Raw genomic sequence first — 12,478 nt, 5'->3', positions numbered from 1 at the left:
CAATCCATCAAGGTATTCCTGTGACACCTTTGCCCGGAATTCCGAAGTATGAGGGGATTTGGACATAAAAATACCTCCTAAGTAGATTTTGGTTATTTATCTTGTCTACTTAAGAGGTATCATATCATATACTTTGACCAGTTACTGGGTGGCATTTCTATGAATGTAACTTATTAATCGGGTTAACCACTTTGTGGGCGGTTGTTCCTTTTATGTCTTTATTATACTCAATTCGAACCTGAAATTCAAGTGTTTTTTAACCAGCTTCAATTCTTCCTAACACGCATTTACATTTTTCGTTCAACGAAGATCTTCTAGAAATGACGTCCCATTCTGCGTACTCTTCACACAAAAAAAACTGCATACAGATGCCCCAACATCCGAAAGTGTCTTTCTGGTACCAATCTCCCGTCCGCTCATCCCCCTTGTATAAATGAGTAACGGCACGCATTCCCTCGTATGCCGGCTGTGCCCGATATTGGGATCATTACCGTGGTCTGCCATGACAACCAGGATATCTTCCGCCTCCATCTCCTCCAGCACTGCACCGATTCCCCGGTCCGCGGTCTCCAGTATCTCCCGGTAAGCCGCCGCAGATTGTGAATGACCCGCCAGATCGGTCTCCTGCACATTGGTACAGACAAAGCCCTTCTCCATGTTCTTTACCGCCTGAACCGTAAGCCGCATCACTTCCTCCGTCGGGACGCAGGAAATACTCTCACCGCCGTCATTAGCCACAATGTCAGCCACCTTCCCTATGAGCGTACAGTGAACCCCGGCATTTGTCAGTATGGTCGGCGCCTGTACCTGTTTATCCACTCCATATCCCAGATGTCTGCACTGATAACCGTGCTCATACGATTTTGATTTTGCAGATGCAATGCCGATATAGTTTCCAATCTTTATCTCTTCCGCCCTCTGCAAATCTTCCATTGTGTTGCCGGTGCCGCCAAACACGATCACACGGCCCACGGTCACTACCTCGCGGACCAGGCGGGCGATCTCCACCTCTTCCTCAAACGGCATAAAATCAAGAGGCGCCGTCACATTATAGCACATTCCCGGATCCGCCTCCAGGTTGTCTGCCACCGTGGCGTACCGATCCACAACCAGATATTTAAGCCCCTGTTTCTCGATAACGCGGACATCATGCCCGTTCTGCCTCAAATACCGGCTTACCTCCTCCGCCTTCTCCAGAAATGGATGCGCTGTCGGTTTTATTGGCAGTGTTCCCATGATTTCCTGATGCCCCATAAAAGTATCCGCACCATAGTGCATCAGTTCGCATCTCCCGTAATTGGCGGAAGGGCTGAATTTCATGGCTGCGCTCTCCCTCCCGAACGCATTCATCAGCCCCAGCCGTTCCAGGACCGGCAGCTTCATGTCGGGGCAGTCCTTTAAAATACTTCCGAGCGTGTTGGCTGTTTCATCGCCCGGCCTCACGATACGGGCATCCTTCATCGCCCCGATCCCAAATCCATCCAGTACAATAACAATAAATCTCTTCTTCATTTCTCTCTGCCCGCGCTGTCATAGATCCCTTCAATCCTCGGCGCTCCCTTTCTAAGTCCGGTGACCAGCACAACATCTGAACGGGTAACAAATATCTGATACCGAAACGCCATCACCACCGTCTGGCCTACAGGGCACTCTTTTGTTAATCCGAAATGGTAATCAATACTGTCATCCGCCGGAGGAATTACCTCCACGTGCCTGGCATTTAAAAAACTGTCTCCTGCCAATGCATTCTTCATATGGGATCGCCTGTAATGACCGCCTCCAAAACAGTATCCGCGGCCTTCGAAATTATGAGAAACTTCACTTATGTAAACTACACACGGTCGTTCCGGCAGTTCATGGGCGGCATGCATGGGGGTTGTTCCGGAAAAGCCATGTCCCGGCTCACCACAATTTCCCCCGTCCCGCTTCATCCGTTCAATGGTGCGACAGCAGGTTGCTGAGGGAGTATTGATGATACGGCAGAGAATTCCCCGCGACTTTAAGATTGCTGCCGCACGCGTTACGGTTTTTAAATTAGCCGTAGGAACGATGTCATCCAGCTGCTCATCGTATAAGTAACAGGGAAAAGAGGTGACACCCGCAATTCTCACATGGGGATACGAACCAACGATACGATCCGCCAGTTCTTCCAGGGTATTTAAATGAAAACCGGCTGTCTGCCCGGAATAAATCATATCACCTTCACCATACACCCGCAGCAGAATTTCCTGTATCACGCCCAGTTCCGACGCGGCCTGATCAATCTGGTGTATTTTCTCTTCTGAGTAAACGGTGATGACCTCCGGGCGGCAGGAGACAATCTGTCTTACCTGGGCCGTCGGTATCTGTACCAGATGCCCTGCATTTCCGATCGGAATCCCATGCTCCATCATTACGGCGGCCTCTTTATAGTCAACAGCCACCGCGCCGGAATATCCCAGCCTCATCAGCTCCTTTGCCAGATAGGGATTGCGCCCCAGCTGTTTCAGCATAAAGTAAAGCTTTACGCCATTTTGCCTGGAGCACTCCAGCATTTCCTCCGCATTTTGCAAAAAGGTGTCCACATCAATGAGATAGGAATCCGGTTCTATGATTCCCTGCCTGTGGAGACTGAATGCCAGCCGGACCAGTTCCGGATTCCGTTTTACAGTTTGTTCCAGGAACATTTACACCACTCTTTCTACTGATTCTTTTATTATTCTTAAAACAGTGTCCGCTCCAGCCCGCATGGGATTGATCCGTATCATCCGATGTTCCAGTTCCGGATCTGCCTTGCGAAACGTACCGGAAATCCGGTAAAACATGGGTACCAGCTCATATTTGGATTCCGCGCCAACCGGATTCGGTGCAGCGCCCGATTTTTCGGCTTCCTCCAGTACCCGTTCCGCAATATTTTCCCTGAATTCCACCAGAAGAACCTTAGATTGGGCATTTGCCAGAAATGCCTGTTTTACCGCCGGTATCTCTCCGCTGTTCAATCGTCTGACACATTCCTCATTGACCCTCGCAGAAAGAGCCAGGGAGACCGGCGCATAGACCATTCCGCGCAGAACATCGAGCGCCTCATGCCCCTGTACCTGCATCCCGCCGGAATAACTTTCCTTTACCAGTCTGCCGATAAGTTCCTGCTTACCAACGATGACGCCCACACCTTCCGGCCCCAGCAGCTTAAACGCGGAAAAGCAGGAAAGATCCGCACCGCACTGCACACCGATATCTTTTACTTTCATTGCTGCGTAATTGTCGTCGGTCAGTACAGGGATATCAGCGGTCTGTTTGATGACGCGTACTACCTCATGCATATCATAGCGGTCTTCCGGGAGCTGTCTCGTATATTGAACCAGCGCCCCCTTAATATCGGGATTATCCGTCAAAACCCGCCGGATTTCTTCCGAATCATTAAAATCAGCTTCCACCGCTTCTATTCCCATCATTTCGAGAGAGGCTGCCGTAGTATTATAGATGGGAGCCCGGTGTACCAGGAGCCGGCCGCCGGGCCGCATCATGGAATGAAGTCCAAAACGGATTGCGGCACTCCCCGCCCCCCGTACCAGGATACACGCCTCTGCTCCAAATACTTCGGCAATCACCTTTTCCGCTTTTCTGGTTGTCACCGGCATATTAATCCCCATGACGACCCCTAAATCTCCCCTGGTCAGTGATTCATGCCCTTCAAATACTTTTGTCATACAGTCCACTACCTGGAACTGAAGCATCGCTGCTTCTTCCACGGACATGCTCTGTAACGGATATGTCTGCATCCTTTCTCCTTTCACGGATGCTGTCTGGCTGGCTAAGCAGACACGGTATATCATCTCTTTAAGCCAGACAGCACCATCATCTCAATTCTTCACAGCATCCTTTGCAAGCCTTACAATCACTGGAACCACCGTTCTCGACATGGATGGGGTAAAGCCAAATGCCTTTTTCCCCGATTTCAGTGCGTCACGAATGGCATTTTCATCCGCGTCACTTACCGTCATACACGCTCCATAACCCAAAATTGCAATGGCCATCGCAAGTGCGCCTCCGCCCCCGGTCATACATGCCCCCAGATATAAATCGGCATTTCCGCTCTTTACATCCATGGCAGCTGCCACATCATCCCGGATGGCAACCTCACATTCAGTTCCCATAGTCGTGACTATCAGATCTTTTATTTCCTCTTTTCCCATCTGTCCGCCAATTACAATTTTCATGCTGACTGCTCCTTTCACGCATCACTGCACACATTTAAACACTGTACAGACCTAAAACTGCCAGTACATTGACCAGAACTCCCACTGCGATAACAGCGATCGGACCTACCGCCATCCGTACGATTGGTTTCTTAAAATATTCATTCATGACAAAGAATCCACCGACTACCAAAAATCCAAATCCGGGGGCCATACCTTCCGCCGCCGACATGGATCCCACTAAAATGGCAACCTCCAGAAGCCTGGTCATCGCCACACGGATACTGTCGGCCGATTTCTTAATACTTGGAACCTTATCAAACAGCTTTGCAACTACTGCCAGAGACAATGCCTCCAGAGACATGACCACTGCGCCAAATACTGCGGCAAGCACTCCGTTTGGAGCCAGAAGGCCTGCTGTTGCGGTGAAACCGAAGCCATCCGTTACAAAGGTACCTGTCGTCAGCGAGGTCAGCGCCTTTAATGGGATAAAGGACAGCGCTCTCGCAAAGCTGATGCTGACTGCAGAAGACACATTTCCATCCTTTAATGCAACCAGAGACTGCGGACCTTCCATCAGGAGATGCATATTGCAGGCAAGTCCGTAAATGGCACCCATAATTGCAATCCAGATAATATTCTTTCTGATGTTCTTCACACGGTCTCCAAATATAGAAGCCAGATTTCCCGTCGATTCAGATTTGTCCCTGACTGCAAATACAATGATGAACACGAGGCCGGTTAATAAGGCAACACCGTCCGCGATATCTCCTTTTCCGAAAAATACCATGATCTGGCGAAGCAGAACCGAAACAACCAGTGAAACAAGACCCTTTTTCCAACCGTAATCCATGGTAATTACAACACATGGGAACGCAATAAATGCGGAAATGACAGGGCCGGAAATGTTCTGCCATGCATCGAAGATATTAACCGGCAGAGCCTGCATCATATTGACAAAGCTCTGAAGCCCCGCCAGCAGAAGCACTCCGTACAGACCACCTGCCAGAACGGAAAGGCCGGCGCCGATCAGGCTTTCTTTGTCCAGGTACCATTTTTCAATGTTTTTTGCCGGAAAGAAGATACCGATAACATCGGTTCCAAGCCACAGAGAATGTACCAGTATAATGGGTGACATAATCGAATAAGGTATTCCAAATCCAATGACCAGACCAAAGCTTAAGGCAAATGTGGTTGTTGCAAATTCCAGCCTTGTCATACGTCCCTCTCTGTATTCCGGAACAACCGGCCTGACCGCATCATTAAAAACCGCAATTCCCCTGTTAGCCAAAAGTGCCCCAAACGCTCCGGCTAAAAATATAACTATATACCGCATATTTTTCCCTCCTGAATTTTAAATTTCAATACTCCTGCAGCATCTCATCCCCGTAAGCATACTCTCTACATCACAGCCTTCAAACTCATGGCATAAACAGATTACACAGATGAACCGTCAAAAAATCTTTTTCTGTATCCGGAAATTCCAGATCTGTCTGATTCAGCATATACGTCAGAAAGTCCAATGCCCTACTATAAGCAGGTTCCTGTTTTACAGACTCCAGAATCTGGCCATCCAATGGTTTTTCCTCCTTTCCCTCTAAAATTCTCTGTCCCGCCATAGCCAGATGTGTAATAAACATAGCAGCCCTGTCGCCGTCTGCCTCCGGTTTTTGTTTTATCAGCAGCTTCACTGCTGTTTTGCAATAATCTGAAATTCTCTGCGATATGACACCACTGTTTAAAAGAATCTCAAGACGCTGATTTAACGCTTCCTCCAGGTTCATAATACTCCTTTCTTAATATACAATATTTTGTACATTGCTGTAAAAATTTCTGTCCTGACTTATTTTTTACGACACTCCACCCACTATCCCGGTTTCTTATATTCTATTCGGATTGTCAGTACGGCTGACTGGCCGGTTGGCTGATGAGCCGGGAAAGCCGCCGGCAGCCGTAACAGGTGTGACAAAACATCTGCCAGAATTCCACTGCGGATACCTTCTGCCCACGGCTACCCTTGATCTGCGGTCCACCGCAGAAGATAAGACGCTAATATAGCGCTTCTCTCCGGTCAGAAGAACGGCTCCCGCCTCTTCTCTCTGACTTCAGAAAGAATTCCCAATACGCGTTCCACACTTATATATTTTTTAAGCAGTGCCTTAAGTGCTTCGTCGCCCGTCTTTATCACCAGAACTGCAGTGGAAAAGGAATTATTATAGTCCGATTCCGGCAGCGAAACCACCTTCAGTCTGTCGTGATGATTCTCCAATACATCGTCATAATTCCACACACCGGCGTCTATGGTCCCATCCATCAGAGCCCCGATGGTCTGCTGTGTCCTGATTGGAATTAAAGTTATCTCTTTTCCCTTAACGATATTATCTGTTATACGGCTCTGGTCAAGAGACTTGCTGTCGTATGCGACCTTCATACCATCACAGATACCGTCTTTTGATTCATCAGCCAGAAGAAGTACGTGTTTTGACAGAAAGCTTCCCGGCCCGAAATCAAAGGCTATCTCGATCTCTTTCCCGCAGCTGATGGACTGCTCCGCGGCATAGCGTGAACAGACGGCAAATTGATAGGTTCCCGACTCTACAAGCTCGATTCTGCCAACCGCGCCTCTCGCGTACGCCATATTAAAATTCAGCTCATCCAGTTCCGAGTAAATTGCTGTGGCAAACCCCTCATAAGTCAGTGAATACGGCAGCGGCATGATGCCCAGCAGCTCTTTTCTCATACAGTTTTCCTGAAGCCTGCGGTAGTCCAGCTTTTCGATATAAGTACCCTGGTGACCGTGGTGCTCCAGTTTCACAGCGCCACACTCTTTTAAATATGTAAAAGCATTCTGGACAGTCCCTCTGGATACTCCAAACTTCTCTTGATACTCGGATATGGGCTGTATTCTGTCCCCCGCATTCTTTGACAGTAAATCTAATGCAAGGAGACTCTTGGCTAATCCGGTTTTTTGATATAAGATGCTCTTTCCAGCTTCATATTCCATCTGTATACCTGCTTTTATTCGTCATTATTTCAATATTCATTATTTTGTACATTCATACAATAGCACATTCCATGAGCAATGTCAACAATATTCAATACAAATCAACACGAAAACTTATCTATAATTACAGACTTTGGGACTTAGAATAGACAAACGATATGTTTCTAAACTCTGTGAGATATTCAGACAGGCCCACAAAACAGGACTCAGACATGGCCGGGTTCTTTCACTTCAATCCAATCTAAATCAAATGAAAATACTTTGTCATAAACGGACTCACTCCTTTTTGTCTTCATCCACACCATTCTTCAATATACAGTCTCTTGTAAACACCATTCCCCTTAAAGTTGCCAGAACACGCTCCTGCTCTTCAACAGAAAGTTTTCCGGACTCCTCGAGAATGATTTCCGCACGATTCTTTTCCTGATCTCTTCCTATCGACTTCAAAACTACCCCCTATGTCTTCAGCCATGCTTTTCCAAATCATTTTTGTGTTTTATAAATACATGCTAACACGTTTTTTGCGCATTGTCAAGGCATTTATATGTCTCTTCAATACACAATTGTATTGACAAATCATTTTTATCATGATAAGATTAGATATCAGGATTTACAAAACTATTTAAGGTCCTGTATTAATTAAAATCAAATGGCGGATCGGCGTATGTTTGCCATCGTAAAGATCATGGCACGCGTCTACGCGGAATGGAGTATCATATGGGAATAGGTGCCCGTCTCAAACAGGCCCGCAGTTCAAAAGGGTATACACAGAATTCTCTTGCCGATGCAATTGGTGTCTCCCGCGGTGTCATAACAAATATTGAACATGAAAAATCAGAACCGCAGATGCTCGTCATCCGTGGAATCTGTTACGAGCTTGGAATTAACAGTTCATGGCTTCTCCAGGGCGAAGGCCCCATGGAATCAGACAAAAATGCGGAACGAAGTGCCCAGCTTCTGGCTGAGATCTATCATCTATCCACCCTTCTTTCAAAAGAAGAGCAGGATTATGTCCTGGATATGATTAAGACTTTCCAGAAGCACAAAGAGAATCTCTGCAGTAACAGCAATCCGGAACAAGAATCGTAGCGGAAAAACATCGGCCCTTACTGACAGGAAGTTACATCTCACACCTTACATAATACAGCTATATTTGATATCACAGGAACATTTGTCCCGTATGAGATCAAACAGAGCTGCCTGCCGGCAGCTCTGCGATTAACTCTCTATTTCTGTTTTACTTTAAATTCCCTTCGCATTGTTCCCACCGCTTACCGGCAGCTGCAGCTCTGTTACAAACTGGGAAGTATCATTTGTCATTCCCGCATCCACTAACGTAATCTCAATCGAATTTCCACCCAGCTCATAACCGTTCTCTGACATTTCCTTCAGCAGCATTTCATAATAGAAGGAGGACTGCGTATGAGTTCCACAGTACCTCAGTGTCAGGTATTGCCCGCCAGGAATATCCACAGCTTCTCCATCATAAGAATCCCCCGGTTCCAGCACGACAAAGATAGAACAAAATTCATCAAACTTATGGGATTTCACATGATCCATCGAAATCGACACTCCCACCTTTCCCAAGAACATGGCGGCCTCCAGTTGAGTCTGCCGTTCCAGTTGGCGGATCGGAAATTCCAGGTCATCCGTAGCGGGTATTTCAGTTCGCAGCACAGCAAGCTTTCGGTTCGGCAGCGTAACCTCCTCCACCTGATTATAAACGGTATACAGTGCATCGTGAAGCTGAGACAGGCGTTCACTGATCTTATGTTCGATACGTTCCAGCTCCCTCCGTCTTACAAGTACTTCCTCCTGCTGCTCCTTTAATATTTCTATCATCTGGCCGATATCCTTATTTTCAAAAAACCGCCTGATTTTAGCCAGAGGCATATCCAGCGCTCTCAGATATTTGATAGTATTAAGGCGTTCAAACTGCCCAGTAGAGTAGTAACGGTATCCTGTCATCGGGTCTGTATGTTCCGGACGAATCAGGCCTATTTCATCGTAATAACGCAGCGTTTTCGCATTAATTCCGAACAACTTCGCCATCTCACCGATGGTAAATAATTTATTCATGGGACTGCCCCTTTGCTTCATACATTTCTTCAATCATAGCATACCGTTTTTTTAATGTCCAGCAGCACGACAGGGACCCATTGATCCGACGCAGCAGTTCAGCCTCCACTTCCGGCAGCGGCTGCCGGAAGTGAAGGCTGAACTGTCACACTCTAACTCTGTTTCTCCATTCTTCTGCCTAATACATAAGTAACACCAAAAGCAACCGCTACTGCAAGAATCATGACTGCCATAGCCCATATCAGGTTGGACGAAGTACCATCAGGATTGATGTATGCAGGAATTGAGATAAATCCCGGAGTGGAGATCACGTACTGCGTCATACCAGCCAGACCGCCCAGCAATCCGCCGATTCCGCCTCCGGCCATGGCGCCGATCAACGGATATTTCTTAGTAAACAATACTCCATAGACTCCCGGCTCAGTAATTCCGCATAGTGCAGTAATACCCGCACCGGTAGCCACACTCCGGTCATTCACGTCCTTTGCAATCAATGCAGCCGCCAGACAGGCTCCCCCTACAGCTACATTGGCCGGCGCCATACCGGTGCAGATCAGCGGGTCTGAGCCGACCTCCGCCAGCAGAGCAAATACGATGGGATAAGTCGCATTATTCATACCAAAGAACACCATCAGCGGCGTCGTAATTCCGATAATCATAACAGCAACAGGAGGAGCCGCGCGGTAGATGGCAAATACTCCATTTGCCAGCCAGGTTCCCATCAGGTTGCCGATCGGCCCTAATACAATCAAAGTGACAGGCACTGTAATCAGCATCGTAATCAGCGGTACAAAGATCGTCCGCAGATACACGGGAACCACTCTGGAAAGAAAACGGTAAATGACCGCCATAAAGAGCACGCCCAGGATAACTGGAAATACCGTGGAATTATAACTGATCTGTTGAATAGGAATCCCGAGGAAATTAAGTCCCTCCACGTTATTAATAGTAGAAAACAGCAGGATTGCTCCCAAAAAGGCGCCTAAAAATCCGTTGGACTTCAACCTGCTTGCCGCGGAAAAACCGATGAAAATCGGAAGGAAATAAAAAGTCGCCTGATTGATTGCATAGATTACCGTATAAGTACCGGACTCTGTGGATACTCCGAACAGCGTCGTCAGCAGTGTCAATACGGCGCCGGTAAGCCCCCCGGCAATTAACACCGGAATAACCGGAGAAAAGGTTCCGCCGATAAAGGACATCACGGTATTCATTACATTCCCCTTCTTCGCTTCCGTATCCTGTTTTAATGCAGCGGCATCCGCCACTTCTCCGCTTGTCTTGATCCCCTCGCGTTTGATAAATTCCGCATACAGATTTGGAACATCCTGTCCGATAACAAACTGATATTCACCATTTTGTATCACCAGGTTCAGAACACCTGGAATTTTCCCCGCTTCCTCTCTGTTTAATTTGTTTCCATCAAAAAGCTGTACGCGCAAACGAGTCATACAGTGACTGACACTGGATATATTATCTTCACCGCCACATACCGCAATGATAGAGCTGCATATTGCCGCATAATTCTTTTTCGCCATATCGGTACCCCCTCCTTCTCTTTATTCTGCCTTATCTTTGGCAAAATCACGCCACTGTGACATATCGGTTCCCCATTCCTGGCCGTTAGAACGTATTAACGCAGAATACCAGTCAAACGAGTCCTTTTTTATCCGCTTCAGATCCCTTAAATCATCGTCTGTCCTGTTTACAAAGACCAGACCATAACGTTTTGCCATACCATTTCCGGTGCTGAGAAGATCCGTAAAAGACCAGGGATTAAACCCGAACACCTCTACCCCATCCTCAATTGCCAGACCTACATTATAAACATACTCTCTGAGATAATCAATACGGGCCTGGTCATGAATCTTACCATCTTCTCCCACATCCTCATGAGCACCAAAGCCTGCTTCTGTGATAACCATGGGCAGATGGTAATGATCCCACAGATAACGCAGTGCATAGCGCATGCAGACAGGATCAATATGCCAGTCCCAATCCGTCACTTCTACGTATGGATTTCTGGCCAGCGCATATTCGCCCGGCAGGTTGGGATATATGAATTCACCCTTGATCCCGGATTTATTCAGACCAATTTCCTGCTTATAGCTGTCATCAGGTGCCATTCCCACATCCGACCGATAGCAGTTAACCGCGATAAAATCGATTTTCGCCTGGCCAATCAGTTCCATGTCTCCGGGACGAATGTCCGGATCAATATCATTTTCTTTCCAGTAATTTTTTACGAAACTGCTGTACTCGCGGAATACATATAAGTCATCCCATATTTTCTGTGTCAGTTCTTCCGCATTCATTGCGCCAATCTGGTCTTCAGGCCGGCAGGAGTAAGGATAAATCGGTACATATCCCGGCACCGGACCGATCTTTCCGTCTTTTACCAGCTCATGGCAGGCAATAACGGCTTTGGAATGGCATAAATTCATAATGTGATTGATCTGCCACTTTTCCCTGAACCAGTCTGTGCATCCCTTGGATACGCCTAACCAGTCGCCATAGACAATCTGCATATTCTGCTCATTAATGGACAGCCAGTATTTTACACGGTCACCGAAGTTCTCAAAGCAGACACGGCAGTAATAATCGAATTCATCAATAATGGCCCGGTTATGCCAGCCGCCGTATTTCTCATCGACCCAGCAGGGCATATCATAGTGATACAGTGTGACAATGGGAGTAATCCCCGCTGCCAGCAGTTCGTTGATCAGATTGTTATAAAAAGCGATTCCCATAGGGTTTACCTTACGATCCGCTGCAGGAATAACACGGGACCAGGAAATAGAAAAACGGTAGCTGGTAAACCCGCATTCCTTCATCAGAGCCACGTCCTCTTTATAATGGTGGTAGTGATCAGATGCCACCGAATTATCTGCATAAGGCTTTTTGGTCTGAGAATTCAGATCGATAATCGCAGGAGTGCGGCCATCCTCGGCAGTCGCCCCCTCTACCTGCCATGCAGCGCTGGAGGCTCCCCACAGAAAGCCTTCTGGAAATACCGGATTCTTTGAATACTTCATAAATTATGTCCCCTTTCAAAATTTGTGTTCCGTTTTTACCTTTGTTTCATATAACCAGTGTAACAAAGGTAAGAAAACGATGGGGTGCAAGATTTGAATCCATATTTTGTTAAAATTACTGCATTTTCAGGAGATTACAAAAGAATTTATTGTGAATACCGATGACAGAATAAAAAACCTGT

Annotated in this window: 12 protein-coding genes; 1 reads left to right on the top strand and 11 read right to left on the bottom strand. The window is 47.1% G+C overall.

The window, feature by feature from the left end; all coding sequences use genetic code 11:
• Positions 1 to 300: 300 nt before the first annotated feature.
• From NE473_RS18530 to NE473_RS18495, 8 genes are all read right to left on the bottom strand, one after another.
• Positions 301 to 1,512, bottom strand: coding sequence for a phosphopentomutase (locus tag NE473_RS18530; protein ID WP_055650692.1), 1,212 nt, complete (start codon positions 1,510 to 1,512; stop codon positions 301 to 303).
• The gene (locus tag NE473_RS18525) at positions 1,509 to 2,666 is read right to left on the bottom strand and encodes a YhfX family PLP-dependent enzyme (protein WP_055650691.1); all 1,158 of its coding nucleotides are present in this window, start codon (positions 2,664 to 2,666) and stop codon (positions 1,509 to 1,511) included. The genes NE473_RS18530 and NE473_RS18525 overlap by 4 nt, the downstream gene beginning before the upstream one ends.
• Positions 2,667 to 3,761 carry an aminotransferase class V-fold PLP-dependent enzyme gene (locus NE473_RS18520; RefSeq protein ID WP_055650690.1) on the bottom strand — a complete coding sequence of 365 codons (1,095 nt, stop codon included), beginning with the start codon at positions 3,759 to 3,761 and terminating at the stop codon, positions 2,667 to 2,669.
• Positions 3,762 to 3,842: 81 nt separating this feature from the next.
• Positions 3,843 to 4,199 (bottom strand): DUF2620 family protein, encoded by a 357-nt coding sequence (locus tag NE473_RS18515; protein WP_006773481.1) that lies wholly within the window; start codon positions 4,197 to 4,199, stop codon positions 3,843 to 3,845.
• A 34-nt stretch (positions 4,200 to 4,233) separates the two neighbouring features.
• Entirely contained in the window at positions 4,234 to 5,514 is a 1,281-nt protein-coding gene (locus tag NE473_RS18510) for a YhfT family protein (protein WP_006773482.1), read from the bottom strand.
• 85 nt (positions 5,515 to 5,599) lie between these two features.
• Positions 5,600 to 5,962 carry a PRD domain-containing protein gene (locus NE473_RS18505; RefSeq protein ID WP_055650688.1) on the bottom strand — a complete coding sequence of 121 codons (363 nt, stop codon included), beginning with the start codon at positions 5,960 to 5,962 and terminating at the stop codon, positions 5,600 to 5,602.
• Positions 5,963 to 6,249: 287 nt separating this feature from the next.
• Positions 6,250 to 7,182: a GntR family transcriptional regulator YhfZ gene (gene yhfZ / locus NE473_RS18500; protein ID WP_055650687.1), complete on the bottom strand. Its 933-nt coding sequence runs from the start codon at positions 7,180 to 7,182 to the stop codon at positions 6,250 to 6,252.
• A gap of 276 nt (positions 7,183 to 7,458) precedes the next feature.
• The gene (locus tag NE473_RS18495) at positions 7,459 to 7,629 is read right to left on the bottom strand and encodes a hypothetical protein (protein WP_022031654.1); all 171 of its coding nucleotides are present in this window, start codon (positions 7,627 to 7,629) and stop codon (positions 7,459 to 7,461) included.
• A 270-nt stretch (positions 7,630 to 7,899) separates the two neighbouring features.
• Here NE473_RS18495 and NE473_RS18490 point away from each other — a divergent pair, with 270 nt between their 5' ends.
• Complete coding sequence (locus tag NE473_RS18490; protein ID WP_055650686.1) at positions 7,900 to 8,271, top strand: helix-turn-helix domain-containing protein; 372 nt, start codon at positions 7,900 to 7,902, stop codon at positions 8,269 to 8,271.
• Positions 8,272 to 8,424: 153 nt separating this feature from the next.
• Here NE473_RS18490 and NE473_RS18485 read toward each other — a convergent pair whose 3' ends face one another.
• The 3 genes from NE473_RS18485 to NE473_RS18475 all read right to left on the bottom strand — a co-directional run bounded on the left by NE473_RS18485 (position 8,425) and on the right by NE473_RS18475 (position 12,296).
• A complete protein-coding gene (locus NE473_RS18485) occupies positions 8,425 to 9,261 on the bottom strand; it encodes a MerR family transcriptional regulator (protein WP_055650685.1) in 837 nt (278 codons plus the stop codon).
• A 152-nt stretch (positions 9,262 to 9,413) separates the two neighbouring features.
• Positions 9,414 to 10,799: a PTS transporter subunit EIIC gene (locus tag NE473_RS18480; RefSeq protein WP_055650684.1), complete on the bottom strand. Its 1,386-nt coding sequence runs from the start codon at positions 10,797 to 10,799 to the stop codon at positions 9,414 to 9,416.
• Positions 10,800 to 10,820: 21 nt separating this feature from the next.
• On the bottom strand, positions 10,821 to 12,296 hold the full coding sequence (locus NE473_RS18475) for a glycoside hydrolase family 1 protein (protein WP_055650683.1): 1,476 nt from the start codon (positions 12,294 to 12,296) through the stop codon (positions 10,821 to 10,823).
• Between the last annotated feature and the right edge of the window lie 182 nt (positions 12,297 to 12,478).

The organism is Hungatella sp. SL.1.14, assembly GCF_024460495.1.
GTDB classification, from domain to species: Bacteria; Bacillota; Clostridia; order Lachnospirales; family Lachnospiraceae; genus Hungatella; species Hungatella hathewayi.
This window is presented reverse-complemented; position numbering and strand designations above follow the sequence as displayed.

Coding starts and splice junctions, on each gene's coding strand:
- NE473_RS18530 (WP_055650692.1), bottom strand. CDS start 1,512: ATGAAGAAGAGATTTATTGTTATTGTACTGGATGGATTTGGGATCGGG.
- NE473_RS18525 (WP_055650691.1), bottom strand. CDS start 2,666: ATGTTCCTGGAACAAACTGTAAAACGGAATCCGGAACTGGTCCGGCTG.
- NE473_RS18520 (WP_055650690.1), bottom strand. CDS start 3,761: ATGCAGACATATCCGTTACAGAGCATGTCCGTGGAAGAAGCAGCGATG.
- NE473_RS18515 (WP_006773481.1), bottom strand. CDS start 4,199: ATGAAAATTGTAATTGGCGGACAGATGGGAAAAGAGGAAATAAAAGAT.
- NE473_RS18510 (WP_006773482.1), bottom strand. CDS start 5,514: ATGCGGTATATAGTTATATTTTTAGCCGGAGCGTTTGGGGCACTTTTG.
- NE473_RS18505 (WP_055650688.1), bottom strand. CDS start 5,962: ATGAACCTGGAGGAAGCGTTAAATCAGCGTCTTGAGATTCTTTTAAAC.
- yhfZ (WP_055650687.1), bottom strand. CDS start 7,182: ATGGAATATGAAGCTGGAAAGAGCATCTTATATCAAAAAACCGGATTA.
- NE473_RS18490 (WP_055650686.1), top strand. CDS start 7,900: ATGGGAATAGGTGCCCGTCTCAAACAGGCCCGCAGTTCAAAAGGGTAT.
- NE473_RS18485 (WP_055650685.1), bottom strand. CDS start 9,261: ATGAATAAATTATTTACCATCGGTGAGATGGCGAAGTTGTTCGGAATT.
- NE473_RS18480 (WP_055650684.1), bottom strand. CDS start 10,799: ATGGCGAAAAAGAATTATGCGGCAATATGCAGCTCTATCATTGCGGTA.
- NE473_RS18475 (WP_055650683.1), bottom strand. CDS start 12,296: ATGAAGTATTCAAAGAATCCGGTATTTCCAGAAGGCTTTCTGTGGGGA.